We start from the raw sequence: 25619 nt of genomic DNA, 5'->3' as shown, positions 1-25619 counted from the left end.
CGCTATGCCTCCCATGGGATCTCCGCGGTCAGGACGGTCCCTCCGCCCTCGGGGCCGGCGATGTGCAGGCGCCCGTCCACGGCGTCCACCCGGTCCCACAGCCCGTACAGCCCGGTGCCGCCCTCGGGGTCGGCGCCTCCGACCCCGTCGTCGCCCACGCTGATCCGCAGCAGGTCGCCGCCGCGGCCGGGGACCCGGCGGACGGTGATCCGCGCCGCGGTGGCGCGGGCGTGCTTGGCGACGTTGGTGAGCGCCTCGCTGGCGACGTAGTAGGCCACGCCCTCGGCCCGCGGCGACGGGCGCCCGTCAAGGTCCACGTCGACCTTGACCGGCACCGGCGCGCGCCCGGCGGCCACCGGCAGGGCCGCCTCCAGCCCGTGGTCGGTGAGCACCCGGGGGTGCAGGCCGCGGGCGACCTCCCGCAGCTCCTCCATGACCTCCTTCGCCTCGGCCTGCGCCTCCTCCAGCAGCCCTCGGGCGCCCTCGGGGTCGCGGTCGAAGCGGGAGCGGGCCCGGCTGAGGGTGAGGGTGACCGCGAGCAGCCGCTGCTGGGCGCCGTCGTGCAGGTCGCGCTCGATCCGGCGGCGCTCGGCCTCGGCCGCGTCCACCATCCGGGACCTGCTGTCCTGGACGTGCATGAGGCGGCGGCGCACCCGCACCTCGGGGGCGTCGAAGAGCATCGTGCGGGCGACCGCGTACTCCAGGCGCACCGCGAACGGCGCCAGCCACAGGGCCAGCGGCACGCCGAGCGCGGCGATGGCGAGGTTGACCGACAGCTCGCCCAGGTAGGCCTGGCCGCCGAGGGCGACGAAGCCGGCCACGATGAGGGCGGCCGCGGCGCCGCCGATGCCGAAGGCCACCAGGGCCAGCACCAGGCCGCCGGCCAGCAGCCCCTGGAGGCCGGCGACCGTGCAGTAGAGCAGGTTGCCCCAGGCCTCGGCGCCGAACAGGTGGTTCAGCACGCGGCCGGGGCGGGAGGAGGGGACGTCGGGGTCGGGCGGGCGGGTCTCGACGACCCCGAAGGCGTCGCCGAGCCAGCGCCGCTGCAGGGCGCAGCACAGGCGGGCGGTCAGCATGCCCAGCACGGCCAGCCCGGCGACCAGGCCGGCCTGGCGGGCGACGTCCATCGGCCCCTGGGCGCCGTAGGGGGTGCCGGCGAGGAAGTAGTAGGTCTCGAACGACACGGCGGTCGCGGCGACCAGCAGGAGCGCGCCGGGGACCAGGTACAGCACCGACAGCACCAGCGAGGTGAGCAGGTGCAGCAGGGCGAGGAGCCGCTCGGCCCATCCCGGCCGAAGGGCGCGTGCGGCCGCGGCCGCATCTCCGCTCGCCATCGCTCCCGGCCTCCCGCCGTCGTATCCGCCCCTCACCATGGAACCTATGGTCGCGCGGCCGGGGTGCGCCATGGCGCTGCCACGTGGAGGGGGGTAGTGGCAGCACGCCCCGAGGTCCAGAGGATCCTCTGAACCGCCTGGCCCACCCCCTCGCATCTGCTGGATGATTCCCCCTTTCTCATCGCAGATGCGAGCGGTAGTGTGCCGGACATGCCGACGTTCCGGATCAGCGAGGTCGCCGAGCTCGCCGGGGTCAGCCCCGACACCGTCCGCCGCTGGGTCGACTCGGGGCGGCTGCCCGCCGAGCGCGACGCCGCCGGCCGCCGCCTGGTCGACGGCGCCGCGCTGGCCGCCTTCCTCCGCTCCCCCGACGCCGACCCCGGCCTTGGCCGCTCCTCGGCCCGCAACCGGCTGCGCGGGCTGGTGACCGGCGTGCGGCGCGGGGACGTGATGGCGCAGGTGGAGATCCAGGCGGGGCCGCACCGGCTGGTGTCGCTGATGAGCCGGGAGGCCGCCGACGAGCTGGGCCTGGAGCCCGGGGCGGTGGCCACCGCGGTGGTGAAGTCGACCAACGTGATCGTGGAGAGCGGGGCCGACCGGGGAGCGCGCCATGACTGAGCCGGCCGTGCGCCGGCGGGGGCGGCGCGCGGCCGCGGCGGCCGGGGCCCTGCTGCTGGCCGCCGCGGGGTGCGCGGGCGGCGCCTCGGGCGGGGACCGGCTGACCGTGTTCGCCGCGGCCTCGCTGACCGAGGTCTTCACCGGGCTGGGCGAGGAGTTCGAGGCCGAGACGGGCGTGCCGGTCGACTTCTCCTTCGCCGGCAGCTCCGACCTGGCCCTGCAGATCGCCGACGGCGCGCCCGCGGACGTGTTCGCCTCGGCCGACACCCGAACGATGGACGACGTCGCCGACGCGGGGGCGGCCCGGGGCCAGGCGCGGGTGTTCGCCCGCAACGAGCTGCGGATCGCGGTCCCCCCGGGCAACCCGGCCGGGATCACCGGCCTGGAGGACCTGTCCGGCCCGAACGTCCGGGTCGCCCTGTGCGCCCCGGAGGTCCCGTGCGGCGCGGCCGCCCGGGACCTGCTGGACGCTCACGGGGTGCGGGTGGCGGGTGCGTCCGAGGAGGAGGACGTCAAGGCGGCCCTGACCCGGGCCCGCCTCGGCGAGGCGGACGCGGCGCTGGTCTATGCGACCGACGTGCGGTCGGCCGGGGGCGACGTCGAGGGCATCGACGTCGACGGCGCCGAGGAGGCCGCCAACGACTACCCGATCACGGTCGTGAAGGGGGCCCAGGCCCCCGAGGCGGCGCAGGAGTGGGTCGACCTGGTCCTGTCCGACCAGGGGCAGCAGGCGCTGGCCGACGCCGGCTTCAGCCCGGGAGGCGGAGCGGACGGCCGACCCTGCGTTGATCTCGGGGAAGTCGGCCTTAAGAGCGCCCTTTCAAGGCCGACTTCCCCGAGATCAACGCAGGGTGCCGGGGCGGAGCGGGCGTGCTGAGCGGCGAGAGGAAGGCCCGGCCCCCGCGCGGGCGGGTGCCCTGGCTCCTGGTGGTCCCCGCGCTGCTCGGGCTCGGGTTCCTCGTCCTGCCCTTCGCCGGGCTGCTCATCGGCGCGCCCTGGGGCGACCTCGTCCCCCTCGCCGCCTCACCCGGGGTGCGGGGTGCCCTGTGGCTGTCGCTGTCCACCGCCACCGCCGCCACGGCCGTCTCCCTCCTGCTCGGGGTTCCGCTGGCGTGGCTGCTGGCCCGCACCGAGTTCCCCGGGCGCCGGGCCGTGCGCGCCCTGGTCGCCGTCCCCCTCGTGATCCCCCCGGTGGTCGGCGGCGTCGCGCTGCTGCTGGTGCTGGGCCGCAACGGGCTGCTCGGACGGCACCTGTACGAATGGTCCGGCCTCTCGCTGCCCTTCACCCCCGCCGCGGTGGTCGTCGCCCAGGTGTTCGTGGCCATGCCGTTCCTGGTGATCAGCGTGGAGGGCGCGCTGCGCGGGGCCGACCGCCGCTACGAGGAGGCCGCCGCCACGCTGGGCGCCACCCGCTGGACCGCGTTCCGCCGCATCACCCTGCCCATGGCCGCCCCGGGGGTGCTGGCCGGCGCGGTGCTGGCCTGGGCCCGGGCGCTCGGCGAGTTCGGCGCCACGATCACCTTCGCCGGGAACCTGCCCGGCCGCACGCAGACCATGCCGCTCGCCGTCTACCTGGCGATGCAGCAGAGCCCGGAGGCCGCCGTGGTGCTCAGCCTGATCCTGCTCCTGGTCTCGGTCGCCGTGCTGGCGGCCCTGCGCGACCGGTGGACGACGGCGTGAGCGCGCTGCAGGCCCGGATGCGGGCGCAGCGGGGCGGCTTCCTGCTGGACGCCTCCATCACCGCCGACCGCGGCGAGGTGGTGGCGCTGCTGGGGCCGAACGGGGCGGGCAAGTCGACGGCCCTGCGCGCCCTGGCCGGGCTCCAGCCCCTGGCCGGCGGCTCGGTGGTGCTGGAGGGGCGCGACATCACCGCGCTGCCGCCCGAGCGGCGCCCCATCGGGGTGGTGTTCCAGGACTACCTGCTCTTCCGCCACATGTCCGCGCTGGACAACGTGGCCTTCGGCCCGCGCTGCCGGGGCGAGTCCAAGGCCGCCGCGCGCGCCCGCGCCGCCGGGCTGCTGGAGGAGATGGGACTCGCCGACCGGGCCCGGTCCCGGCCGGGGGCGCTCTCCGGCGGCCAGGCCCAGCGCGTGGCGCTGGCCCGGGCGCTGGCGGCGGGACCGCGCCTGCTGCTGCTCGACGAGCCGCTGTCGGCCCTGGACGCCCACACCCGCGAGGAGGTCCGCGCCGGCCTGCGGGCCCGCCTGCACGCCTTCGACGGCGCCACCGTGCTGGTCACCCACGATCCGCTGGAGGCGATGGTGCTCGCCGACCGCATCACCGTGCTGGAGGAGGGCGCGGTGGTGCAGGACGGCCCTCCGGCGGAGGTCGCCCTGCGCCCGCGCACCGAGTACGTGGCCCGCCTGGTCGGGCTCAACCTGTACCGGGGGCACCAGGAGGGGACGACGGTGCAGGTGCCGGGCGGTGCCCGGATCGAGGCGCCGTCCCCGGGCGCGGGCCCGGTCTTCGCGGCCTTCCCCCCGCGCGCGGTCGCCCTGTACCCCGACCCGCCGTCGGGCACCCCGCGCAACGTGTGGCCCCTGGAGGTGACGGGGGTCGAGCGCTTCGGCGACCAGGTACGGGTCCGGCTGGGCGGCGCCCTGGAGGTGGGCGCCGACGTCACCCCGGCGGCGCTGGCCGAGCTGGACCTGGCGCCGGGCGCACGGGTGTGGGCGTCGGTCAAGGCGGCCGAAGTGCACTGCTACCCGGCCTGACGTGCTGGTGATCGGCGCTCGACCCGCCTAGGCTGGTCACCGTCAGTCACGGATTGATCACGCAAAGGAAGGCTCGATCATGTCACTCACGCGCACGCTCGCCGCGGCCGCCGTCACCGCCGCCGCCGGAGCCGCCATCGCCGCCTCGGCCGGGCCCGCCTCGGCCGCAGGCAGCGGCGACGGCTACGACGGGTACGACGGCTACCGCGTCGGCGCCGCGGAGACGCTGCTCATGGGGCACGGCTACGACGGGTACGACGGGTACGACGACGGCGGCATGGGCGGCGGCGGGTACGACGGGTACGGCTACTAAGGATGGCGCCGGGCGCGCCGGCGACGACCGAGGCGCCCTCCCGAGTGCCTGAACGGCGTGTCGGCCTCCCGGGCCCGGTTCACCGCCGGCCCCGGGAGGCCCCCGGCCGCGCCCCCTGGCGTTCACCGCCGTCCGACGTAGGCTCGTTCCCAGAGACGGCGGCCACGACGCCCGAAGGAGCGATGAGGATGACGGCACCCCTGCCGCAGAGGCCGCAGAGGCCTCACCGACGGTCCGGTCGACGGCTCGCCCCGGTCCTGGCCGGCACCGCCCTGGCGGCGGCGTTCGCCGCCACGGGATGCGAGGGCGCCATCGACGGAGAGCGCCTGGAGGAGGAGATCGCCTCGCAGCTGGAGTCCGAGCTCGGCCGCGTCCCCGACTCGGTGGAGTGCCCGGGCGGCAGTCTCGACGCCGAGGACGGTGCGGCGATCGAGTGCGAGGTGACCGCCGGTGAGCAGACCTATGACGCCGCGGTCACGGTCACCGGGGTCCAGGACGGCAACCTCGAGTACTCGGTCGAGCTCGACGAGACGCCGTCCTCCTGACCACCGCCGCCCGCCGCCGGGCCTCGCGCCCGCGCCCGCGCCGTCAGCCCTCGACGAGCTCCTTGAGGCGGACCAGGGTCTGCTCGATGGAACGGCCGTTGCGCGACGGCCAGCCGAGGAGGATGTAGCCGAACCTCAGCAGCGGACCCCCCGTCGAGTAGTCGAAGGTCTCGGTCACCCGGCAGGTCCCGTCGGACAGCGGCTCGGTCTCGAACCGCCACCGGTGGACGCCGAAGTGCCGCCAGGCGATCAGCCGCCCCTCCTGGTACTCCACGACCCGGTTGGACATCCGGTAGGGCAGGCCCATCCGCATGTCCATGCCGAACTCGTCGCCGAGGCCGAGCCGCTCCGGCCCGTGCACCGCCTCGCGAACCGTGCCCGAACCGTCGAACTCCGCGTGCCTGCGGGGCGAGGCGAGGACCTCGAACACCTTCTCCGCGGGGGCGTCGACCACGACGCTCCGCGCCACTCTGTGCTGCGCCATGCCGGAATCCTCTCAGTGCCCCGTCCCCCCGGCGCACCGGGGCCGCTACCGGGTCGCCTCGTGCCTCTCGACCGCCGCCAGGGAGCGCTCCTGCCCGGACGTGATGTGCAGCACCCAGAACGTGCCCTTGCGCAACGAGATCTGCTGCGTCACCGGGGCACCGAGCCGGGCCAGCGCCTCCTTCATCAGGTCGGCCACCAGCTCGCCGTGGATGCACACCAGGGTCGGGCGCCCCTCCTCCACCAGGGTCGCGAAGGCCCGGCGCGCGGCCGCGGTGTCCACACCGCCGCCGGGGTGCACGCCGGCGGTGAGCGCCGGCACCGTGCGCACCTCGGCGCCCGTGGCCGCCGAGTACGGCAGCACGGTCTCGGTGCAGCGCGCCGCCGCCGAGGACACCACCCGCATCGGGCCGTAGGGCTCCAGCACCCGCGCCAGCTCCCCGGCCGTCTCCCGCCCGGTCTCGTCCAGCGGGCGCAGCAGGTCGTCCCCTTCCCACGCGCGCTTCTCCCCTGCCGGGGCGTGCCGCAGCAGCACCAGCGGGAAGGTCTCCAGCGGCCCCGAAACGAAGTTGTCCAGCACGGAGACGTCGTGGTCGTAGGTGAGCCGGTCGCGCGCCTCGGCCAGCGGGACCCACTCCACCCGGTCGATCTCCTCGTTGGGGGTGAACTCCGAGGCCCCCGGCCCGGCCTCGGCCGCCCACCAGTCGACCAGCTTGGGCCAGCCCCCGCGCAGGTAGCGCTGCGGGGGCAGGCGCCGGCCGAGGACCGGCCGCAGCCCCGTCTCCTCGGCCACCTCCCGTGCCGCGGCGGTGACCAGGTGCTCGCCGTTCTTCACCTTGCCCTTGGGCAGCGTCCAGTCGTCCCGGTCCGGGCGGTGCACCAGCACCGCCTCGCGCCCGGACTCCCCCTGCCGCCAGAGCACCGCGCCCGCGGCCCGGATCGGCTCCATGTAGCCGCCGGGCGCGGTGTCCCGGGGCGGCCAGGCGCTCGTGATCTCGGCTTCGTCGAACGGGTAGTCGTCAGCCATCCATCGCCCTCACATGCCGGTCGCGGCGCAGGGCGCTCTGCAGGTCGCGCAGGGGCGCCCCTTCGGCGTCGCGGGTGTGGCGGGTCCACTCCCCGTCCGGCCCCAGGTGCCAGGAGGAGGTCCCCTCGTCCATCGCCGTGTCCATCAATTCCACCAGCCGCGCGCGGTGCTCGGGGTCGGACACCCGGATCAGCGCCTCCACCCGGCGGTCCAGGTTGCGCGGCATCAGGTCGGCGCTGCCCAGCCACACCTGCGGGTCGCCGCCGTTCTCGAACACGAACACCCGCGAGTGCTCCAGGAAGCGCCCCAGGATGCTGCGCACCCGGACCGTCTCCGAGACCCCTTCCAGGCCCGGGCGCAGCACGCAGCTGCCGCGCACCCACAGGTCGACCGGGACGCCCGCCTGGGAGGCCCGGTACAGGGCGTCGATGATCTCCTCGTCCACCAGCGAGTTGACCTTGATCCGGATGCGCGCCGGGCGCCCCTCGGCGTGCGCGCGCACCTCGGCGTCGATCCGGTCGGTGAGCCCGGACCGCAGCCCGTCCGGGGCCGCCAGCAGCCGCCGGTAGCTGGTGGTGCGGGAGAAGCCGGTGAGCCGGTTGAACAGGTCGCTGAGGTCCTCGCCGACCTCGGGGGCGGCGCTGAACAGGCCGAAGTCCTCGTAGACCCGGGCGGTGCTGGGGTTGTAGTTGCCGGTGCCCACATGGCAGTAGCGGCGCAGCGAGCCGTCCTCCTCCCGGCGCACCACCAGGGACAGCTTGCAGTGCGTCTTGAGGCCCACCACTCCGTACACCACGTGGCAGCCGGCCTCCTCCAGCTTGCGCGCCCAGGCGATGTTGTTCTGCTCGTCGAAGCGGGCCTTGATCTCGACGAGGACGACGACCTCCTTGCCGGATCGGGCGGCTTCGATGAGCGACTCGACGATGGGCGAGTCGCCGCTGGTGCGGTAGAGCGTCTGCTTGATCGCGACCACGCTGGGATCGGTCGCGGCCATGGCGATGAACCGCTCGGTGGTGGTCGCGAACGACTCGTAGGGGTGGTGCACCAGCAGCTCGCGGCCGCGGATGGCGGCGAACAGGTCCTCGCGGTCCAGGCCCGGGGGCTCGGCCGGGACCATCGGGGAGAAGCTCAGCTCGGGGCGGTCCAGGTCGGCGATCTGGTGCAGGCCGGCCAGGTTGAGCGGGCCGGCCACCGCGATGACCTCCTCGTCCTCGGCGCCCAGCTCGCGCTTGAGGATGCGCAGCACCTCCGGGGAGATGTCCTCCTCCACCTCCAGACGGACCAGCGGGCCGAACCGGCGCCGGAGCAGCTCCTTCTCCAGGGACTGCACCAGGTCGTCGGTCTCGTCCTCGTCGACCTCCAGGTCGGCGTTGCGGGTCACCCGGAAGGCGTGGTGCTCCAGCACCTCCATGCCGGCGAAGAGCTGGGGCAGGTGCCCGGCGATGACGTCCTCGACCGGGACGAAGCTCTCGCCCTCCAGCCGGATGAAGCGCGGCAGCGCCGAGGGCACCTTGATCCGGGCGAAGGCGGTGCGGCCGGTGCGCGGGTCGCGCACGGTCACCGCCAGGTTGAGCGAGCGCCCGGAGATGTAGGGGAAGGGGTGGGCGGGGTCCACCGCGAAGGGGGTGAGCACCGGGTAGACCGAGCCGCGGAAGAACCGGTGCATCCGGCGCCGGTCCTCCTCGCTCAGGTCGTCCCAGCGCAGGATGCGGATGCCCGCGTCCGCCAGGGCGGGGGCGACCGAGTCGTGGTAGCAGCGCGCGTGCCGGCGCATCAGGTCGTGGCTGACCTCCGCGACCCGGGTGAGCAGCTCGCGGGGGTGGTGGCCGCTGGGTCCGGCCACCGCGACCCCGGTGGCCAGGCGGCGCTTGAGCCCGGCGACCCGCACCATGAAGAACTCGTCCAGGTTGCTCGCGAAGATGGCCAGGAAGCGGACCCGTTCCAGCAGCGGCATCGCGGCGTCCTCCGCCAGCTCCAGGACCCGCTGGTTGAACCGGAGCCAGTCGACCTCCCGGTCCATGAACCGCCCCTCGGGGAGGTTCCCCGCCTCTTCTCCCATGAACACCGCTTCCGTTGCCATGGTTCGCACGCTGCCCCATTCCGGTGAACGAACGGCGAACCGTAACTCTCAAGATCGATTGTGGCGTATCGCCCTTCCGGCCCGCGCGAGGCGGGGCCGCTCTGCACCGCTCCCCGCGGGCCGCGACAACCGCAGGGACGCGCGGCGGTGCCGTTCGGCCGGGCCCGGCACGGACGTGCGACCCTACCGTTTTGTCCCGATAGAAGGTCGAATCGGCGGATTTTAGGAGGGAGGACAGGTGCCCGCATCCTCGCCCCCAGGGGACCACGGGACCGGCCCCCGCACACGGGTTCACCGGGGCGCGTCGCCGTCGGACCCTCCGGTCCCCTGCGGTCCTCGGAATCGGCCGACGGGCATCAGCGATCAACGGCCGCCCGCCTCGGCGCGGACGGCGGGACACGGGGAGGACCCCCGCCGCCCGGTAAGGAAGGGATCCCCTCCCGAAAGCCCTCTAGACGAACGCGGCGGTCGGCGGGAGCACCGCCAGGGCGGTGACGCCCCCGGCCAGCAGCAGGCTCGCCCACAGGTTCCGGTACCGCGCCCAGAGGTACCCGTAGACCAGGAACGACAGCCCCTGGACGGCGACCGCCGAGGCCAGGTCGTGCGCGCCGCCGGTGAGCGGCTCGCCGACCAGCGACGAGAGCCCGTAGAGCACCGCCGTGGCCGCGACCGCGGCCCGGCGGCCGAACAGCGGCTCCAGCCGGGTCTGCAGGAGCACCGCGAAGAACAGCACGTCGATCACGGCGACACCGGCGAAGGAGAGCGCGGCCGCCGCGCCCAGCGCGTAGTCGGCGGGCAGGGCGCCGGGGAGCTCCGGGCGGGCGATCCAGGGCAGGGCGAGCAGCAGCGGGAAGACCGCCGCCGGGACCGCCGCCGCCCAGCGCCAGGGCTCGCGGACCACGGCGGACAGGCGGAGCAGGTCGGGCCCGCTGGAACGGCGCATGACGCCGCTTCCGCCGGTGAACATCAGCGGGATGAGCAGCAGGAAGATCGTCTTGGCGGCGTAGTAGGCCAGCGGCGGCGCGCCGGGGCCGATCAGCGCGAAGACCGGCGACAGCAGGGCGTCGCCGACCGCGAAGGCGGCCAGGCAGCCGACGAGCAGCGCCGCCTCGGTTCCGAGCGAGCGCCCGGCCATGCGCTCCCGGACCCGTTCGACCATCCGGGCCTCCGGCACCCGGGGCGGGAGCAGCCGGATCAGCGCCATGGCCAGGGCGATCGAGGGCCACAGCAGGGCGACCCGGGGATCGAACCCGCCGGCGGCGAGCGACCCGGCGGCGTACACGGCGGCGCAGGCGGCGAACGCCAGGGCGGCGGCCCCGCCGACGGCGCGTGCCGCGCGCGGCGCGCGGTCCGCGGCGGGCGCGGTCCTGCCATGGGCCGTGCCGTGAATGGGGATCCCCGCCTTCGCCGTGCGTCCGGTCCGGTGACCGGGGCGTACGCTCGCACACCGACGAATATTTTACCGGTTCGACACGGTTACGTGACTTTCGGGGGATGTGCGACCGCGGTCGGACGTCACCCGACACCGCCGGCGGAGAGGCTCGGGAGGAGCACCAGAAGCAGCGGAACGCCGTGCAGCAGGATGTTGACCCACATGTTCCGGTAGCGGATCCACACGTAGCCGAGCAGCAGGCCCTGCACCCCGTAGGTGACCAGTGCCACGCTCACCTGCCCGGACGCCCCGTCCCCGTCGAGGGGGGCGTAGGCGTTGTAGTAGCTGCCCACCGCGTGGGCCAGGGCGTACAGGATCGCGGTCACCACCACCGCCGCCGGGCGGCCCGCGACCAGCTCGAGGCGGGTCTGCACCATGCCCCGGAAGAAGATCTCCTCGATGGTGCTGACCCCCACCAGCACCGCCGGGACGACGAAGAGTGCGGCGGTGGGCGTGGGCACCTCCGCCGCGTGCAGGCCGACCAGGACCGGAGCGCCGACCGCGGCCACGGTGATCAGCCCCAGCCACCGCCACGGCTCGCGCACCGCCATCGACAGGCGGGGCATGCGGGTGCCGTGCCCGCTCAGGCTGAAGCCCCCCTGGTCGACGAAGAGCACCGGCAGCACGAACAGGAACACCAGCCGCGTCACCGGAAGGGCTGCGGAGGCCGGGAGCTCCTCGCTCACCAGACGGAACAGGGCGTAGAGCCCGGCGGTGCCCACGGCGAAGCCGAGCAGCATGCCCAGCAGCAGGGCCAGCTCCAGCCGGACCGGGTGGCCCTCCATCGCGTCGCGCACCCGCCGGTCCAGCTCGCCCTGGCCGGTTCGGCTGCCGAGCAGCCAGGTCAGCAGTGCACCCGCGGCCACGGGGAGCCAGACCCCCCAGAACGCCTCGGAGCCGTGCCAGGTCACCTCGGACAGGGAGACGGGACCGCCGACGATCCCGGCCGCCGCGAGCAGCGCCCCGCCGGCGACGGCCAGTCCGGCGAGCGCCAGCCCGGCGGCACCGGCTCGGAAGGTGCGCCCTTGACCTGCGTCCACGTGCCCACTCCCCCTGTCAGAGCCTTCAGTCTGACCGGAGAAACACGCATTGTGACGTATCGTGTGCGGAATGTCGCGGACTCGGTGAGTGGCGATGTTCGCAGCGAATGGCCTCGGGCGTGCCCGTGTGGGGCTTTCGCGGGCGAGAGCGCCGTGTTACCAGGCGATGGCGAACGCTTGGAGAACGGCCCGGCCGCGTGGTGGGCCGGCGACCACGCCTTGACCTTCCCGGGGACGGACGGAGGAGCCCGACGCAGAAGGGCGGCGGGGCGTACGCCCCGCCGCCGAACTACGCCCTATGTGCGGGGCGGGAGCGGTACCCGGCTCAGTGGTCCCCGGCGACCTTGTTCAGCTCCATCTGGTAGTAGAGCGGCGTCAGGCCGAACACGAAGAGCAGGAGCACGCCCATCCCGCCGCTGCAGGAGGGCGCCTGGCCCGCGGCCCGCTGGGCGGCGGCGATGTGGCCGCCGGCCTTGTGGGTGGCCACGATGGGCCAGATGAACAGGGTCAGCGGAGCGATCAGCGCGGCGATCATCGGGCTCCCGGGGCTGATCTCCCGCTCGGGGGTGGCCCGGCTCATCTCGTCGTGGATCTTGTAGATCCAGACGAGCAGGTAGATGCCGATGGTGATCAGGGGCAGGCCGATCCAAACGCCGACCGGGTTGCGGCGCTTGATGTGCTCGGACGGGTGGTCCATGGCGCCGTGCTGGGCGCGGTGCCGAGGGGCATGGTGCTGACTGTTCTGCATGGCCACGACGGGGTCCTCCTGGACGTGTCGGGGGATGCGACCGGAAGTGTGCGCGGGTCGGGCGCGACCTGACACAGGCGGGAGTATCCGGTGGCCAAGAGGCCTTCCGGCACGACCGGCTGCACGACACCTTCCGGTGCGGCTTACGGGGTACGCGCGCAGGCGCCGCGGCCGCGTTCGGCACACGTGCGCACGGCGGGCACGGCGCGCATCGGGCGTGCTCCGGGCGACGGTGGGACGTCGAAGCAGAAGAGCGGGGACATCCGCCGTCGGACGCGACACCGCGTCGACGGAGCCGTCCGCGCACCATCGGAAGACGGCGCCACGGAACTCTTGGGGACACTACCGACACAAGGGGCACAGCGGGCCGATTCAGCCGCTTTTGACCAAGAGAGGCCCCGAGGACAACCGATCACTCCTCTCACTCGTCGCAGGGGCCTCCCCGCAGCGCATCAAGCGGAGTCGGGTCCATCCCCGCACGCGGGGAGCAGAACACTTTTCGCAGGCACGGGGAAGGACCGGAGCGGCTGGACCGGCCGCCGTGACAACCGGACCCTCCCCACCGGGCCGGGGCCCGGAACGGCACACCCGGGCCGCCCCTGCGGTCTACGCTCACATGGGAGACCCCTCGCGAGCGGAGGCACCGATGGACACTCCAGACCGCCCCGTCATCGCCTACCCCGGCGACCCGCTGAGCCTGGCCGTGCCCCGCCCCGCACGGGCGGACGTCTACCACCGGTGGATGATGGACCCCGACACCGCACGTGGACTGGGGAACAGGTGGCCCCACACGGTGGAGACACACCGCCGGGGGTGGGAAAGCGGGAGCGGCTCCAATTCACACCCCTTCGAGCTGATCGACGGCACCGGGGGTGGAGCGGGGATCGTCAAGTTCGACGCCGACGACTTCGTCCGTTCGGCGGAGTGGACCATCTACCTCGCGCCTGAGGCCCGCGGCCGCGGCTACGCCGCAGAGGCCGCCCGTCTCTCCCTGGCCTACGCCTTCGATATCGCCCAGCTCCACAGCGTGTGGCTCCGCGTCCTCGAACCCAACAAGGCCGCCATACGGGCCTACGAGAAGGGCGGGTTCCGCCACGCCGGGGTGCTCCGCCGAGGCGGCTACTGGGGCGCCTCTCCTTGCGACCTGGTCATCATGGACGCCATCCCCGCCGACCGGTGAACAGCGGACGGGCCGCAGGGGTGACCCGCTGCGGCCCGCCGTCACATCACCGGCCTACTCGACGCACAGGCACCAGTCGGTGCACGTCTCGGTGCGGCACTCCTGGTCGTCGCTGCCGGCCAGGTCCCCGCCGAGCATGGGCGGGGGCTTCTCGTGCTTCCCGGTAACGCTGGGCATCATCGTGGGGTTCACGGGTTTTCTCCTGTTCATCGGGGGGTTCTCGGGTAGCCTCGTGGCCCTGCCGCCCCGGGGAGGTCCACGAGCATGCGGATGCGCAAGGACGACCTTGCTCACGGCCTGGTGGCGCTCGACGTCCACCAGGACGGTCCGGAGCGCTACGGGTTCGGCGACGCGACCGTGTCCGCGCCCGTAGGGCGCACGGGTGAGGCGCTGTGGCTGCGCGTCGCCGCCGTCCCGGCCCCACCACTGTGGCCGCGCCCGGACGCCCCGGCCGAGGCGTGGCGCGCCCTCGGCGGCCGGGTGCCCATGCCCGGACTGTTGGAGCGCGCCGAGTGGCAGGCGTGGGACGCCGAGAAGGAGCGCGCCGCGACCGTGAGGGCCCAGCTCTACGCGTACTGCACGGCGGCCGCCGTGTCGGCGACCCCCGACCTCCACCACATCCCCGACGTGTCGGACGGCTGGTGGCGCCGTCTCGCCGACGCGTCCCGCGTGATCCCAGGAGCCGCGGCCTGGCCGGGGATGCCGAAACGGATGTTCCTCAGGTATCTGGAGCGCGCCGGGGTCGACCCGACCGGCGCCCACCGCATCCCGTGGGTCGCCCAGCACTGCGACTGGCACTGGGCCAACCTCGCCGGCCGCGACGCCGACGACTTCACCGTCCTCGACTGGGAGGGGTACAGCCTCGCCCCCGCCGGGTTCGACGCCGCGACCCTCCTCGCCTACAGCCTCCTCAGCCCGGACACCGCCGCGCGGGTGCGGGAGGCGTTCGCCGACGCCCTCGCCACCGAGGCCGGGCGGCTGGTGCAGGTGTTCGCGGGGATGCTCGTCATGACCGCCATCGACGCCGGGCACCACCCGGGGCTTGCGGCTCCGCTCCGTTCCCATCTGGCGCGTCTCACCTCCTGATGGTGGCGGTGGCCTGCCTGCTGCGCCGCCCGGCCAGGGGGGCGGGGCCTCATGGCGCGGCGGGTGCTCTTCCGCCATGCGGGCGGGGTGCCCCTGGCGCCTTGCTGGGGATGGGGAAGGGACGCCAGGGGCCGTCTCACGGGCGGCCGCACGGGCGCGGCCGGTCGGCCGGGTAGCTGGTCCGACAGTGCGGACACGTCCGGTAGGGCCTGCCGGAGGAGTCGGGCATGGCCGCCTCACCTCACGTGCACCCGGTGCCACCACCCGTTCTCCTCGCCGAGGGCTGTCAGCTCGTCGGCGACGGTGGCGGCCAGGGCGCCGCGGGTCTCGTCTGTCTCGTCGAGCCCGTGTTCGGCCCGGTAGCCCTCTTCGTCAGCAGCCGCGACGTCGACGGTCACGGTGAACCGGAACGGGCGCACGGCCGCGTCGTTGCGCCAGGTGTCGCCGAGGACGGATTCGTGGTCACCGCCGTGCCCCTCCCGGCGGACGCAGGGGAACCCGCGCTCCTCGCCGGAGAACCAGGCCTTACAGAGGCGCGCCTCCATCACGCCACCCCTCGCGCGGCCTCAGCGAGGAGGCACCGCTCCGCCTCGCGCTCCGCGTCGTCCTCGGGCACGTAGGGGCGCACCCGCGACGGCGGCTCGTACTGGGAGAGGAGAACGTCGAGGATGCGGACGTCCGAGGCCGCGACCGTGACGCCCTCGACCAGGTGGTACGCCCGGAAGGGCACGAGGGCCCCGGGCCCGTAGGTCAGACGCCACCGGGCGCGGTGCCGCACGTCGGCCTCACAGAAGCGGATGTACTCCGGAACCGGGGATGCGCCGTACGTCTGCTCCGCGGGCAGCGGCACGACGGGCGAGGGCGCCGCCGGGGCGGGGGGCGGGGGTGTCCCCGGGATGTGGCGGCCGACGGCCGACATCGCCAGGCGGAGGAGGACCGCGGGGACGAGCAGGTACAGGAATCGCATGGGGGACTCCTCAGGAAGCTGTTGGAGTTGGGGCGACCACGGCCCAGGTGATGCAGTCACCTCCGCGCCGCGAGGAGCCGACGCGGTCCGCGAGCGCCGACACCACGGCGAGTGGGTCAGGGGCTCCGTCCTCGGGCTCAGCGGGCGAGGTCTGCGGTTGTCGCCCGCGTTGATCACGCACCTCGATCCGAACCGCGCCGCCGTCGAGGTGGCAGACGCGGACGACGAGGTCGCCGACAGCGGCGCGGATCGCCGAGACGACCAGTTCGACTGCGATGAGAGCGACGTCATGTCGGCGGTCGAAGCCGTCCAGCATGCCGATCACGCCGCGGCGTACGGCTGGGGCCATGGCGGCGATAGCGGGGACGGTCATCGACGCGTGTTCCATGCACATCCTCAAAATCTGCACGTACTACTTTTGAAGCTGTACGTGCAGCTTGCTTCTGCACGTACAGCCTTGTCAAGCTGTTCGTGCAGATTGACCTTTCCCGAGGAGTCGCCGTGGCCCGCCCGACCTACCAGCGGATCGCCGATACGCTGCGGCAACGCATAATCATGGGCGAGTACGGCGCGAACGACCGACTTCCCTCCCGACAGGCACTCGCCGACGAGTTCGGAATCGGTCCCCGCGTCGCCGCCGACGCGGTACAGCAGCTCGTCGCCGAGGGCTACGTCATCAGCCGGACCGGTTCAGGGACCTACGTGCGGCCGCGTCCTCCCGTTCGTCGGCTCACTCGGAGCTGGTACCGGGAGAACCGGGCCGGATCCCCGTTCCGCGCGGACATGGCCGCGCAAGCGATGAGGGGCGGCTGGGAGTCGTCGTCAGAGACCGTGCCGGCGCCCGAGGAGATCGCCGATCGGCTCGCGATCACGCCCGGAGCCGAGACGATGCGGACCACCTACACCTTCACCGGTGACGCCGAGCCGGTGATGCTGTCGACCTCGTACGAACCGTTGGAGATCACCCGGGGAACCGAGGCGGTGTTCCCGGAGGACGGCCCCCACGCGGGCCGCGGCGTCGTCGAGCGGATGCGCGTGATCGGCCAGCACATCGCGCACGCCAACGAGATCGTGACCGCCCGCGGCGCGACGGCCGACGAGGCCGACCGTCTCGGTCTCGGCCGCGGGTCGGTGGTCATGGTGATCCAGCGGACGTACTACACCGAGGAGCGGCCGGTGGAGACGGCCGACATCGTTGTGCCGCCCGACAGGTACGAGCTGGCGTACATGATCCCGGTGAACCAGGACTGAACGCCCCCACCGCTCCGGCGGGACCATCGGGCCATCCTCGGTCAGGCCTCGCCCGTAGCCGCGAGAGCGACCACGGCCCCCAGCTCCCAGCAGGCATCCCGCGCTTCACGGCCGACCTCGCCGATCACCTCCGCCGGCGGGCGGACCCGCTCCCAGCCCATGCCCTTGGTGATCTGCTCCACCGCCCGCACCGCCCCGGCCGTGTCGTTGTTGCCGTGGACGTACAGCCCGTAAGGCAGCCCGGTGGTGTCGTTCAGGCACGGGTAGTACACACCGTCGAAGAAGTGCTTGAGCGCGCCGGACATGTAGCCGATGTTCGCCGGGGTCCCCAGGAGGACCGCGTCGGCGGCCAGCACATCGGAGGCCGTCGCCGCCAGTGCCGCGCGCGCGGTGACCTCGACCCCTTCGATCTCGTCGTTCTCGGCCCCCGAGCACACGGACTCGAAGAGGTCCTGCATCCCGGGTGAAGGCGTGTGGTGGACGATCAGCAGGCGTGCCATGCCCACAGCCTGGCACAGCGCCCCAAGCCCGNGCCCCCCAAGCCGGGTCCGTCATGCCCTCCGAAACGGCCGGGGGCCCGCCACGCCGTCCTCGTGGCGGGTCCCCGGGGTTCCCAGGTCGAGGTTCCCAGGTGAGGCTCAGTCGCGCTCAAGGAACGGCGCGAGCAGCCCCGGAACCGCCTCCTCCGCGAACGCCAGCCCCTGCCCGCAGTCGACGTCCCGGGCCTCGTGCACCCCTCGCCCCGCCGCGACCGTCGCGCCCAGGGTCGCCAGGCCCGACCATCGCTGGAACGGCGACCGCCGCACCGTCCAGCCGATGACCGACTCCCGCTTCAGGGCGACCGTGGAACGCGCCGCCATCCCCTTGCGCAGCAGCAGGAAGCGGCCGTCGATACCGTGCCCCAGCCCCCGGAAGCAGCCGACCGCATAGGGGATGCCGACGAGCAGCGTGAGGAGGGCCGTGCCGAGGAAGGCCGCGCCCACGGCCCCGCCCCCGATTTCCAGCGGCGTCGCGGCGGCGAGCGTCCACAGTCCCCCGCCGACCACCGAAGCCACCACCGCCGTGACGGCAAGCGCGCGCACGATCCGCCGCCGCAAGGCCGCCCGCGGGTGCGCCCTCAGGCCGTCGAAGGCGATCCCGCTCCGGGCCCGGACCGCCGCCTCCGCCGCGTGCCGCGCCCCCTTCCGGGGCATCTCCGGCGTCAGCGCGCGCTTCGGCACCAAGCCGCCCTTGCCGCCCTGCCCCTCCTGGGCCTGGTCGAGCCCGGAGGCCACCGCCGCCGCCGAGGCGACGNGGGGAGCGCCAGCCGCTCCACCAGCTCCACACCGCGAAGGCGGCGCTCCTCGATGGAGACCGACGTCCGGGTGAGCAGTCCCCGCCGCACCCGCAGGGTGCCGTCGGATTCGCGGGTGAGCTCGTAGTTCCACCACGACTCGGTGTGCAGGGCCAGCGCCACGGCCGAGGCCACCGCCACGAAGACCGCGAGCGCCCCGACCGCCCACAGGGTCAGTGCCACGGCCGACGCCCCTTCGGTGCGGCCGAGGAACCATGGCAGCACCACCCTGATGATCAGCTCGGTGAACGACCCCAGCAGCGCCGCCAGACCGCCGTACCCCACGGCGGCCGGGCCCCACGCGAAGAGCCCGTACCCGTACCAGCGCGGCGCCATCCGGACCAGCGGTGCCGTCCCGCCGTCGACGACGTCGGCGCCGCCGGTCACCCCGCCCCGGTCCAGGAGCACACGACGCAGCCGCTCCCCCTCGGCCACCGGCACCAGCACGAGGTCCATCGCCTCACCCGCGCCGGCGCTCTCCCCCGTGCCGATCTCCACCCGGCACAGGCCGAACGGCCGCGCCCACAGCGGGATCGCGATGTCGACGCTGCGGATCCGGTCGCGCGGCAGCGACTTGTGGCTGCGCGCGATCACCCCGGAGGCCGCCTCGAAGCGCTCCTCCGTCACCCGGTAGCGCGTGCGGCGGTAGCGGAGCACGTCGGCACCGACGGCCAGGCCGACGACCGCCAGGCCTCCGACCACGGTGAGCAGCACCCACACCGCCGGGACGCCCGCCACCGCCAGGATCACGGCGGTGACGGCGACGGGCAGGCCGATGGCCAGGCCCATGCCCGCCGCGCCGGCCCACACCGTCAGCGGGCTCAGCAGCAGCCAGCCCTCGCCGCGCGCGCCCGGGGCCGAGGGCGACCCTGTGGTCCCCGCGGCGTTCTCGTCCACGGTCCCGTCCATCGCGTCCGCCCTCTCTCCGGTGTCCGTCCGGTCGTCGCGTCCGCCCGTGCCGCTCATGTCCCGTCCCCCGGTACCGCCTGGGTGACCTCGGTCAGCTGCTGCGCCAGGTCGGAGGCCCGCTCGGACTCCAGTCCGTCGATGCGCAGCGCTCCTGCCGCCGAGGCCGTCGTCACGGTGAGCGTGGACAGGCCGAGCGCGCGCTGCAGCGGCCCCCGCTCGGTGTCCACGGTCTGGATGCGCGCCATCGGGGCCACCCGCCACTCCTGCCAGAGCCAGCCCGAGGCGGTGTAGACGGCTTCGCCGGTGACCTCCCAGCGGTGCACCCGGTAGCGCCACTGCGGCACGACCAGGACCAGCAGCACCCCCAGGGCGCCGACGGCGGCGGTCAGGGCCCACAGCGGCACCGTCGCCTCCGGGAGGAGGCCGGTCAGGTCGGAGGCGATCGCGGCGGCCGCGGCCACCAGCGTCGCGGGCAACCAGAACGCCGCCCAGCGCAGCGTCCACAGCGCGACGGCCCGAGCCGCGACCCGGTGCCGTGGCGGGCGCAGCCGCACCGGCGTGCCGGCGCCCGCGGTGAGTGTGCCGTGCTCCGTGGTCATGTGGGCCTCCCGAGATGGTCGCCTGCGCGGCGGACGGCGCCGTCCGGTCCGACGCCTTCAATAAAGTGATATCACAATGCTAGTCTACGGCAATCACGTAATCTGGAACCGGAAGGAGCGCCGATGACCGACACCGCCTCCCCCGCACCGGGGGTCGAGCTGCCCGAGCCCGTCTACCGCGAACGGGCGGCCTTCACCCTGCCCGGCATCCCCATGGCGGCCGCGGCCGTGGCCCTGCTGGTCGCCGGGGCGGCGCTGGTCCTGGTGGGCCTGGGCGACGGCGGCATCCCCCTGATCGGCGCCGGTGCCGTGGCGGTCCTGGCCGCCGCCGTGCTGGGGGTCGGCCTCACCGTCGTCGCCCCGAACGAGGCCCGGGTGCTGCTCTTCCTGGGCCGCTACACCGGAACGGTGCGCCGCGACGGGCTGCGCTGGGTGAACCCGCTGACCACACGCCAGGCGGTGTCCACCCGCATCCGCAACCACGAGACCTCGGTGATGAAGGTGAACGACGCCGAGGGCAACCCGATCGACATCGCGGCCGTGGTGGTCTGGCAGGTCGAGGACACCGCCCGGGCGGTGTTCGAGGTGGACGACTTCACCGAGTTCGTCTCCACCCAGACCGAGGCGGGCGTGCGGCACATCGCCAACCGCTACCCCTACGACTCCCACAACGAGGACGTGCAGTCCCTGCGGGACAACGCCGAGGTGATCACCGAGCAGCTCTCCAAGGAGCTCGCGGACCGGGTCAACGCCGCCGGTGTGCGCATCGTGGAGTCGCGCTTCACCCACCTGGCCTACGCTCAGGAGATCGCCCAGGCCATGCTGCAGCGCCAGCAGGCCGGCGCGATCGTCGCCGCCCGCCGACTGATCGTCGACAACGCCGTGGGGATGGTGGACATGGCCCTGAAGCGCCTCGCCGAGGAGGACGTCGTCGAGTTGGACGAGGAGCGCAAGGCGGCGATGGTGAGCAACCTGCTGGTGGTCCTGTGCGCCGACCGCCCGACCAGTCCGGTCGTCAATACGGGATCGCTCTACCAGTAGTTTCGGCGACCACTCGCGAAATCCGGGACACCAGAGGACGGCACGATCACCTTGGCCGAGCGCAAGAAGATCCTCCTGCGCCTGGACCCCGCCGTGCACGATGCGCTCGCGCGGTGGGCGAACGACGAGCTCCGCAGCACCAACGCCCAGATCGAGTTCGTCCTCCGCAAGGCCCTGGCCGACCACGGCCGCATGCCCAAGAGTGCGGGCTCCCTCCCCCGCCGCGGCCGTCCCCCCAAGGGGCGCCCCACCGACGACCAGAACGACGACCGGACCGGGGCAGACGCCCCGGAGGCGCCGGAGGGCGAGGACGGAAGAACATGAAGAAGCGGCGCGGCCCTGAGGCCGCGCCGCCCTCGTCGCCAGGACGACTGATCAGCTCTGCTCCAGGACCGCCTTCAGGAAGCTCTTCGTACGGTCCTCCTGGGGGTCGCCGAAGATCTGCTCGGGCGGGCCGGACTCGGCGATCCGGCCGGCGTCGAACATGAACACCCGGTCCGACACATCGCGCGCGAACCCCATCTCGTGGGTCACGCACAGCATCGTGATGTCGGTCTCGCGCGCGATCTCGCGCAGCACGTCCAGCACGCCGGCCACCAGCTCCGGGTCCAGAGCCGAGGTGACCTCGTCCAGCAGGAGGATCTCTGGGCGCATGGCCAGCGCGCGGGCGATCGCCACGCGCTGCTGCTGACCGCCCGACAGCTGGGTCGGATGGGCGTTGATCTTGTCCTGCAGGCCGACCATCTCCAGGAGCTCGACCGCGCGCTCGGAGGCCTCGTCCTTGGAGATGCCCAGGCTGTGCACCGGCCCCTCGGTGACGTTCTGCAGGACGCTCATGTTCGGGAACAGGTTGAACTGCTGGAAGACCATCCCGATGGTCTTCCTCCGCGCCCGCAGGTACTTCTCGGAGGCGGGGACGAGCCTGCCGCCCTTGTACATGTGGCTGAACGGCTCGCCGCCCACCCAGATCGTCCCGCCGTTGACGTACTCCAGCGTCATCAGCAGCCGCAGGATGGTCGTCTTGCCCGAACCGCTGGGCCCGATGAGGGTCACACGCTCACCGGCGTTGACGTCCACGTTCAGCCCGTCCAGCACGACGTTGTCGCCGAACCGCTTGACGACGTCGTCGAACCTGATCAGCGGCTCGTTCTGGGATTCCATCTCGGGGGCCTCTCCCCTCGGGTCAGACTGCTGCATATCGGCGCTCCAAGCGGCGGATCACCACCGCGGACGGCACGCTCACGATGAGGAACGCGATCCCGACCAGGGTGAAGGCCTCGAACGAACGGAAGTGGTCGCCGCCCAGGCCCTTGGCGACCGAGAGCATCTCGGGCACGCTGATCGCGAACAGCAGGGGCGTGTCCTTGAACAGGGCGATCAGGTAGTTCCCGAGGGCGGGGATCACCTTGCGGATCGCCTGCGGCAGGACCACCCCGCCCCACACCCGGTGCGGGGGAAGGCTCAGCGCGCGGCAGGCCTCCCACTGCCCTTTGGCCACCCCCTCGATGCCGGAGCGGTACACCTCGGCGGTGTAAGTCGCGTAGTGCACGCCCAACACGACGATGCCGATGGTCAGCGCCGGGACATCGGACAGGGCGCTGAGCGAGAAGATGAACACGAGTTGCACCAGCACCGGTGTGGTGCGGATGAACTCGGTGAGCACGAAGACGATTCCGCCGACGACCCGTATGCGGCGCACGAGCGCCACGACCAGGCCCAGAACCAGCGCGAGCGCGTACCCGAGCACCGTGGCCTGCACGGTCACCCACAGCCCCTCGAGCAGGGCCGGGATGAGCAGGCGTGTGAACTCCACGTCCCACACCATCAGCGGGCACCCCCCGTCGTCGTTCCGATGGACGGCGGCCGCAGCAGTCCGAGCAGGCTGTCGTCGGTCGGCCGCCCCAGCCGCCGGTTGGCGCGCCGCTCGAGCAGCCGCACGAGCACGATGAGCACCTGCGCGAACAGGAAGTACGCCACCAGGGCCACCGTGTAGACGGTGAAGGTGTCCGCGACCGCAGAGGCCCGGAAGTCGTCGGCGACCTTGGTCAGGTCGGTCAATCCGAGGATCGAGACGATGGCGGTCGCCTTCATCAGCTCGATGACGAGGTTGCCGAAGGTGGGCAGCATCTGCGCCCAGGCCTGCGGGAAGATGACCCGCGAGGTCCGCCGCCACCACGACATGTTCAGCGCGATGGCGGCCTCGGTCTGTGCCCGGGGGACCGCGTTGATGGAGGACCGGACCACCTCGGCGCCGTAGGCGCCGACGTTGAGGCCCAGCGCCAGGATCGCGGCGAAATCGGTGGTCAGGCGGAACCCGGTGATCTCCACGAAGGAGTACCCGAACCAGAACAGCAGCACGATCGCCGCGACCCCGCGGAAGACCTCGGTGTAGACGGTGGCGACGGCCCGCGCGATCGGGTTCCGCAGGGTGCCCATGGTGCCCACGACGACCGCGAGGACGAACGCGAGCGCGGCACCGAGGACCGTCAGCCGAATGGTGAGCAGCGCTCCCTCCCAGTACTGGGGGAGCGCATTGATTACGAAATCCACTGTGGTGGTGTCACCTCGACGCTATTCCGCGCAGAGCTGCTCGGTGGTGAGGTCGCCCGGGTCCGAGGACTCGTCGAACCCGAAGGGCTCGACCGTCTCCCGGAGCGTGCCGTCCTCCTTGAACGTGCTCAGCACCCCGTTGAACTCGTCGCGCACCTCGGTGTTCTCCTTGGGGAACGCGAACCCGCCGGCGGGGCTGACCTCCTCGCCGTTCTCATCGACCGGGATGAAGCCCTCGGTGACCTCGAAGTCCTCGCCCAGCTCGCGCTCCTCGAGCTGGTAGTTGAGCGAGAAGGTGCTCAGCGCGACCGCGTCCACCCGGTCGTTCTGCAGCAGCTCGATGGCGTCGGCGGCGCCGCCGACGGTCTCCATCTGCCCCTCCGGGACCCCGGCCGTCTCGGCGTAGCCCTGCTCGACCGAGGCGTTGAGGACCGCGATGGTCACGTCCTCGTTCTCGGCGACGCTCTCGTAGGAGTCCAGCTCCTCCGGGTTGCCCTTGGGCACCATGAACGCCTCCTGGACCCGGTAGTCGGGCTCCATGAAGGACACTTCCTCACAGCGCTCCGGGGTGATGTACATGCCGGCGGCGACCACGTCGAAGCGCCCGGACTTCAGGCCGGGGATGAGGGCGTCCCAGTCGACCGACTCGGCGCGGACCTCGTCGATCCCCAGCTCCGCGGCCATCTCCTTGAGCAGCTCGGGCGCTGCGCCGGTGACCGAGCCGTCGTCGTCGATGTACCCGAAGGGCGGCTCGTTGTTGATGGCGGCGGTGATGTACCCGCGCTCCTGCATCTCCTCCAGCGTCACCGGGCCCTCGTCCGCGCGAGAGCACGCGGAGAGCGACGCGGCGGCGACGACAGCCGCCGCCCCGATCGCGCCCGCACGCAGGACGTCGCGACGCCCGGACGCGCCGCGGGCGGCGCTTCTGCGGGATTCGTGGTCGGTCATTGCCATCTCCTTTTTCGGGGGCTGTGAGGGATGCGAACGGCGCCCCGCCCCGCGTCGAGGGGAGACGCGGGACGGGGCGCCGTGCGGTGTTCGGGGAATGGGCGCCCGAAGGGCGGATGCGTGCCCGTCGAGCACCGGAGTCCGATCTCGCACGACGCGGCAGGGCCCCGGGGGGCCCATGCCGTGCGCTGCGGACTCACGTCCCCATTGTTCGGCGCGCCCTAACGGGTCGGGAATGCGGCGTTATGCACTGGTTATCGGCCGGGGTGGCCGACTCCGGCCCCGTAACGATCGGGTCGCGCAATTCGGTGACCCTGTGAAACGCATTGTTCACAGGGGGGCGTCGTCATTTCACCGGCGTGAAGTCGCGGGCACCCAGGAATTCCGGCCGCGGCTTCGGCGCGGCGAAGGGCTCCGTGCAGGTGTTCTCCACGCTGTTGAACACGATGAAGATGTTCGACCGCGGGAAGGGCGTGATGTTCCCGCCCGAGCCGTGCATGCAGTTGGAGTCGAACACCGTGGCGCCGCCGGCGGGGCCGGTGAGCACGTCGATGCCGTGCATGTCGGCCAGCACCGCCAGGCTGTGCTTGTCGGGGACGCCGATCTCCTGGCTCTTGAGCGAGGAGCGGTGGTGGTCCTCAGGGGTCTCGCCGACGCAGGACACGAAGGTCTTGTGCGAGCCCGGCATGATCATCAGGGCGCCGTTGTGCGCGTAGTTGTCGGTCAGCGCGATGGAGATGCTCGCGGCGCGCGGGGCGGGCATGCCGTCCTCGGCGTGCCAGGTCTCGAAGTCGGAGTGCCACCAGAAGTCGCCTCCGCCGAAGCCCGGCTTGTAGTTGACGCGGCTCTGGTGCACGTAGACGTCGCCGCCCAGGATCTGGCGGGCGCGGCCGACCACGCGCGGGTCCCTGACCAGGTCCGCGAAGAGCTTGCTGATCTTGTGGACCTCGAAGACGGACCGGACCTCGTCGGAGGAGCGCTCGACGATCACGCGCTCGTCCTTCTTGAGCTCCTGGTCCTGGCTGAGCCGCCGCAGCTCGGCGCTGTAGGACTCCACCTCGTCGGGGGTGAGCAGCGCCTCGGTCTGTGCGTAGCCCTTGGCCTCGTAGGAGGCGAGCTCGTCGGCCGTGTAAGGGCCGTCGTGAGGGCCGCCGTCACCGGACTCCCACACGACGGGGCACGTCCGGTACAGCAGCGCTGGGGTGCTGTCCTTGCGGGTCGGGTACTCGTCCATGGTCTTCTGCTGGATGTCCATCAACGCAGTCATGGCGTTGCCCCGAGGGGTCTCGCTCCTAACTCCTCAATCGGCGTCGCTTTCTTCCCAAGCGGTTGCGGGGCCCCGGCCCAGGGAGCCGGGGCGGTGGTTCGGTTCGGGCGGTGGGGCGGGGCCGCGCAGGCGGCCCCGCCCCGGGGGGCAGCCG

At 73.0% G+C, this 25619-nt stretch carries 31 protein-coding genes; 11 read left to right on the top strand and 20 right to left on the bottom strand.

All coding sequences use genetic code 11. From position 1 onward, the window contains the following. Positions 1-2 precede the first annotated feature (2 nt). Positions 3-1334: a sensor histidine kinase gene (locus D450_RS0111435; RefSeq protein ID WP_017538798.1), complete on the bottom strand. Its 1332-nt coding sequence runs from the start codon at positions 1332-1334 to the stop codon at positions 3-5. A 210-nt stretch (positions 1335-1544) separates the two neighbouring features. Here D450_RS0111435 and D450_RS0111430 point away from each other — a divergent pair, with 210 nt between their 5' ends. The 6 genes from D450_RS0111430 to D450_RS0111405 all read left to right on the top strand — a co-directional run bounded on the left by D450_RS0111430 (position 1545) and on the right by D450_RS0111405 (position 5524). Beyond that, positions 1545-1952, top strand: coding sequence for a TOBE domain-containing protein (locus tag D450_RS0111430; RefSeq protein ID WP_026124432.1), 408 nt, complete (start codon positions 1545-1547; stop codon positions 1950-1952). Further along, complete coding sequence (modA, locus tag D450_RS0111425) at positions 1945-2829, top strand: molybdate ABC transporter substrate-binding protein (protein WP_017538796.1); 885 nt, start codon at positions 1945-1947, stop codon at positions 2827-2829. Before D450_RS0111430 ends, modA begins: the two co-directional genes overlap by 8 nt. Next, complete coding sequence (locus D450_RS0111420) at positions 2823-3632, top strand: ABC transporter permease (RefSeq protein WP_017538795.1); 810 nt, start codon at positions 2823-2825, stop codon at positions 3630-3632. The genes modA and D450_RS0111420 overlap by 7 nt, the downstream gene beginning before the upstream one ends. Beyond that, positions 3617-4666: an ABC transporter ATP-binding protein gene (locus D450_RS0111415; protein ID WP_017538794.1), complete on the top strand. Its 1050-nt coding sequence runs from the start codon at positions 3617-3619 to the stop codon at positions 4664-4666. The genes D450_RS0111420 and D450_RS0111415 overlap by 16 nt, the downstream gene beginning before the upstream one ends. Before the next feature lie 79 nt (positions 4667-4745). Then, positions 4746-4979 carry a hypothetical protein gene (locus D450_RS0111410; protein ID WP_017538793.1) on the top strand — a complete coding sequence of 78 codons (234 nt, stop codon included), beginning with the start codon at positions 4746-4748 and terminating at the stop codon, positions 4977-4979. A 188-nt stretch (positions 4980-5167) separates the two neighbouring features. After that, positions 5168-5524 carry a DUF4333 domain-containing protein gene (locus D450_RS0111405; protein WP_017538792.1) on the top strand — a complete coding sequence of 119 codons (357 nt, stop codon included), beginning with the start codon at positions 5168-5170 and terminating at the stop codon, positions 5522-5524. Between the two features lie 43 nt (positions 5525-5567). Here D450_RS0111405 and D450_RS0111400 read toward each other — a convergent pair whose 3' ends face one another. From D450_RS0111400 to D450_RS0111375, 6 genes are all read right to left on the bottom strand, one after another. Beyond that, complete coding sequence (locus D450_RS0111400; protein ID WP_017538791.1) at positions 5568-6008, bottom strand: SRPBCC family protein; 441 nt, start codon at positions 6006-6008, stop codon at positions 5568-5570. 45 nt (positions 6009-6053) lie between these two features. Continuing rightward, on the bottom strand, positions 6054-7034 hold the full coding sequence (locus tag D450_RS0111395; protein WP_017538790.1) for an NUDIX hydrolase: 981 nt from the start codon (positions 7032-7034) through the stop codon (positions 6054-6056). Further along, complete coding sequence (locus tag D450_RS0111390; protein ID WP_026128496.1) at positions 7027-9114, bottom strand: RNA degradosome polyphosphate kinase; 2088 nt, start codon at positions 9112-9114, stop codon at positions 7027-7029. Before D450_RS0111390 ends, D450_RS0111395 begins: the two co-directional genes overlap by 8 nt. 451 nt (positions 9115-9565) lie before the next feature. Next, positions 9566-10396 carry a CPBP family glutamic-type intramembrane protease gene (locus D450_RS0111385; protein ID WP_017538788.1) on the bottom strand — a complete coding sequence of 277 codons (831 nt, stop codon included), beginning with the start codon at positions 10394-10396 and terminating at the stop codon, positions 9566-9568. 233 nt (positions 10397-10629) lie between these two features. Further along, positions 10630-11586 (bottom strand): CPBP family intramembrane glutamic endopeptidase, encoded by a 957-nt coding sequence (locus D450_RS0111380; protein WP_017538787.1) that lies wholly within the window; start codon positions 11584-11586, stop codon positions 10630-10632. Positions 11587-11911: 325 nt separating this feature from the next. Further along, positions 11912-12334, bottom strand: a complete 423-nt coding sequence (locus D450_RS0111375; RefSeq protein ID WP_241483128.1) for a DUF4234 domain-containing protein — start codon at positions 12332-12334, stop codon at positions 11912-11914. A 646-nt stretch (positions 12335-12980) separates the two neighbouring features. Here D450_RS0111375 and D450_RS33670 point away from each other — a divergent pair. Next, entirely contained in the window at positions 12981-13514 is a 534-nt protein-coding gene (locus tag D450_RS33670; RefSeq protein WP_017538785.1) for a GNAT family N-acetyltransferase, read from the top strand. 54 nt (positions 13515-13568) lie between these two features. Here D450_RS33670 and D450_RS33665 read toward each other — a convergent pair whose 3' ends face one another. Further along, positions 13569-13706 (bottom strand): hypothetical protein, encoded by a 138-nt coding sequence (locus D450_RS33665; protein ID WP_017538784.1) that lies wholly within the window; start codon positions 13704-13706, stop codon positions 13569-13571. Positions 13707-13778: 72 nt separating this feature from the next. Between D450_RS33665 and D450_RS30020 the strand changes: the two genes are divergently transcribed. Beyond that, entirely contained in the window at positions 13779-14600 is an 822-nt protein-coding gene (locus D450_RS30020) for a hypothetical protein (protein ID WP_017538783.1), read from the top strand. A 236-nt stretch (positions 14601-14836) separates the two neighbouring features. On the opposite strand, the gene D450_RS33895 is transcribed toward D450_RS30020, so the two are convergent. Genes D450_RS33895 through D450_RS0111345 form a run of 3 tightly spaced genes read right to left on the bottom strand, consistent with a single transcriptional unit; the run spans position 14837 to position 15955 of the window. Continuing rightward, positions 14837-15145, bottom strand: coding sequence for a hypothetical protein (locus D450_RS33895; protein ID WP_017538782.1), 309 nt, complete (start codon positions 15143-15145; stop codon positions 14837-14839). Then, a complete protein-coding gene (locus D450_RS0111350; protein ID WP_017538781.1) occupies positions 15145-15567 on the bottom strand; it encodes a hypothetical protein in 423 nt (140 codons plus the stop codon). The genes D450_RS33895 and D450_RS0111350 overlap by 1 nt, the downstream gene beginning before the upstream one ends. Before the next feature lie 10 nt (positions 15568-15577). Then, positions 15578-15955: an ATP-binding protein gene (locus tag D450_RS0111345; protein ID WP_017538780.1), complete on the bottom strand. Its 378-nt coding sequence runs from the start codon at positions 15953-15955 to the stop codon at positions 15578-15580. A 113-nt stretch (positions 15956-16068) separates the two neighbouring features. On the opposite strand from D450_RS0111345, the gene D450_RS0111340 reads away from it, so the two are divergent. Further along, positions 16069-16818 (top strand): GntR family transcriptional regulator, encoded by a 750-nt coding sequence (locus tag D450_RS0111340; protein WP_017538779.1) that lies wholly within the window; start codon positions 16069-16071, stop codon positions 16816-16818. A 41-nt stretch (positions 16819-16859) separates the two neighbouring features. On the opposite strand, the gene D450_RS0111335 is transcribed toward D450_RS0111340, so the two are convergent. From D450_RS0111335 to D450_RS0111325, 4 genes are all read right to left on the bottom strand, one after another. Beyond that, complete coding sequence (locus D450_RS0111335; protein ID WP_026128493.1) at positions 16860-17318, bottom strand: flavodoxin family protein; 459 nt, start codon at positions 17316-17318, stop codon at positions 16860-16862. Positions 17319-17456: 138 nt separating this feature from the next. After that, complete coding sequence (locus tag D450_RS34600; protein ID WP_241483122.1) at positions 17457-18038, bottom strand: PH domain-containing protein; 582 nt, start codon at positions 18036-18038, stop codon at positions 17457-17459. After that, the gene (locus D450_RS30015; RefSeq protein ID WP_449289461.1) at positions 18020-18940 is read right to left on the bottom strand and encodes a PH domain-containing protein; all 921 of its coding nucleotides are present in this window, start codon (positions 18938-18940) and stop codon (positions 18020-18022) included. The genes D450_RS34600 and D450_RS30015 overlap by 19 nt, the downstream gene beginning before the upstream one ends. Before the next feature lie 173 nt (positions 18941-19113). Then, positions 19114-19659 carry a PH domain-containing protein gene (locus tag D450_RS0111325; protein ID WP_017538776.1) on the bottom strand — a complete coding sequence of 182 codons (546 nt, stop codon included), beginning with the start codon at positions 19657-19659 and terminating at the stop codon, positions 19114-19116. A 123-nt stretch (positions 19660-19782) separates the two neighbouring features. On the opposite strand from D450_RS0111325, the gene D450_RS0111320 reads away from it, so the two are divergent. Beyond that, entirely contained in the window at positions 19783-20700 is a 918-nt protein-coding gene (locus D450_RS0111320; RefSeq protein WP_017538775.1) for an SPFH domain-containing protein, read from the top strand. Positions 20701-20751: 51 nt separating this feature from the next. After that, positions 20752-21024, top strand: coding sequence for a hypothetical protein (locus tag D450_RS0111315; RefSeq protein ID WP_017538774.1), 273 nt, complete (start codon positions 20752-20754; stop codon positions 21022-21024). A gap of 51 nt (positions 21025-21075) precedes the next feature. On the opposite strand, the gene ehuA is transcribed toward D450_RS0111315, so the two are convergent. From ehuA to thpD, 5 genes are all read right to left on the bottom strand, one after another. Beyond that, a complete protein-coding gene (ehuA, locus tag D450_RS0111310; protein WP_017538773.1) occupies positions 21076-21861 on the bottom strand; it encodes an ectoine/hydroxyectoine ABC transporter ATP-binding protein EhuA in 786 nt (261 codons plus the stop codon). A 22-nt stretch (positions 21862-21883) separates the two neighbouring features. Then, complete coding sequence (ehuD, locus tag D450_RS0111305; RefSeq protein ID WP_017538772.1) at positions 21884-22525, bottom strand: ectoine/hydroxyectoine ABC transporter permease subunit EhuD; 642 nt, start codon at positions 22523-22525, stop codon at positions 21884-21886. After that, positions 22525-23250, bottom strand: coding sequence for an amino acid ABC transporter permease (locus D450_RS0111300; protein WP_017538771.1), 726 nt, complete (start codon positions 23248-23250; stop codon positions 22525-22527). The genes ehuD and D450_RS0111300 overlap by 1 nt, the downstream gene beginning before the upstream one ends. A 21-nt stretch (positions 23251-23271) precedes the next feature. Next, entirely contained in the window at positions 23272-24198 is a 927-nt protein-coding gene (ehuB, locus tag D450_RS0111295; RefSeq protein WP_017538770.1) for an ectoine/hydroxyectoine ABC transporter substrate-binding protein EhuB, read from the bottom strand. 346 nt (positions 24199-24544) lie between these two features. Next, positions 24545-25453 (bottom strand): ectoine hydroxylase, encoded by a 909-nt coding sequence (gene thpD / locus D450_RS0111290; RefSeq protein ID WP_017538769.1) that lies wholly within the window; start codon positions 25451-25453, stop codon positions 24545-24547. Positions 25454-25619: the final 166 nt, after the last annotated feature.

It is taken from the genome of Nocardiopsis halophila DSM 44494, assembly GCF_000341245.1.
Classification (GTDB): domain Bacteria; phylum Actinomycetota; class Actinomycetes; order Streptosporangiales; family Streptosporangiaceae; genus Nocardiopsis_A; species Nocardiopsis_A halophila.
This window is presented reverse-complemented; position numbering and strand designations above follow the sequence as displayed.

Coding starts and splice junctions, on each gene's coding strand:
- D450_RS0111435 (WP_017538798.1), bottom strand. CDS start 1,334: ATGGCGAGCGGAGATGCGGCCGCGGCCGCACGCGCCCTTCGGCCGGGA.
- D450_RS0111430 (WP_026124432.1), top strand. CDS start 1,545: ATGCCGACGTTCCGGATCAGCGAGGTCGCCGAGCTCGCCGGGGTCAGC.
- modA (WP_017538796.1), top strand. CDS start 1,945: ATGACTGAGCCGGCCGTGCGCCGGCGGGGGCGGCGCGCGGCCGCGGCG.
- D450_RS0111410 (WP_017538793.1), top strand. CDS start 4,746: ATGTCACTCACGCGCACGCTCGCCGCGGCCGCCGTCACCGCCGCCGCC.
- D450_RS0111405 (WP_017538792.1), top strand. CDS start 5,168: ATGACGGCACCCCTGCCGCAGAGGCCGCAGAGGCCTCACCGACGGTCC.
- D450_RS0111400 (WP_017538791.1), bottom strand. CDS start 6,008: ATGGCGCAGCACAGAGTGGCGCGGAGCGTCGTGGTCGACGCCCCCGCG.
- D450_RS0111395 (WP_017538790.1), bottom strand. CDS start 7,034: ATGGCTGACGACTACCCGTTCGACGAAGCCGAGATCACGAGCGCCTGG.
- D450_RS0111390 (WP_026128496.1), bottom strand. CDS start 9,114: ATGGCAACGGAAGCGGTGTTCATGGGAGAAGAGGCGGGGAACCTCCCC.
- D450_RS0111375 (WP_241483128.1), bottom strand. CDS start 12,334: ATGCAGAACAGTCAGCACCATGCCCCTCGGCACCGCGCCCAGCACGGC.
- D450_RS33670 (WP_017538785.1), top strand. CDS start 12,981: ATGGACACTCCAGACCGCCCCGTCATCGCCTACCCCGGCGACCCGCTG.
- D450_RS30020 (WP_017538783.1), top strand. CDS start 13,779: ATGCGGATGCGCAAGGACGACCTTGCTCACGGCCTGGTGGCGCTCGAC.
- D450_RS33895 (WP_017538782.1), bottom strand. CDS start 15,145: ATGGAGGCGCGCCTCTGTAAGGCCTGGTTCTCCGGCGAGGAGCGCGGG.
- D450_RS0111350 (WP_017538781.1), bottom strand. CDS start 15,567: ATGCGATTCCTGTACCTGCTCGTCCCCGCGGTCCTCCTCCGCCTGGCG.
- D450_RS0111345 (WP_017538780.1), bottom strand. CDS start 15,955: ATGGAACACGCGTCGATGACCGTCCCCGCTATCGCCGCCATGGCCCCA.
- D450_RS0111335 (WP_026128493.1), bottom strand. CDS start 17,318: ATGGCACGCCTGCTGATCGTCCACCACACGCCTTCACCCGGGATGCAG.
- D450_RS0111325 (WP_017538776.1), bottom strand. CDS start 19,659: ATGACCACGGAGCACGGCACACTCACCGCGGGCGCCGGCACGCCGGTG.
- D450_RS0111320 (WP_017538775.1), top strand. CDS start 19,783: ATGACCGACACCGCCTCCCCCGCACCGGGGGTCGAGCTGCCCGAGCCC.
- ehuA (WP_017538773.1), bottom strand. CDS start 21,861: ATGGAATCCCAGAACGAGCCGCTGATCAGGTTCGACGACGTCGTCAAG.
- ehuD (WP_017538772.1), bottom strand. CDS start 22,525: ATGGTGTGGGACGTGGAGTTCACACGCCTGCTCATCCCGGCCCTGCTC.
- ehuB (WP_017538770.1), bottom strand. CDS start 24,198: ATGACCGACCACGAATCCCGCAGAAGCGCCGCCCGCGGCGCGTCCGGG.
- thpD (WP_017538769.1), bottom strand. CDS start 25,453: ATGGACATCCAGCAGAAGACCATGGACGAGTACCCGACCCGCAAGGAC.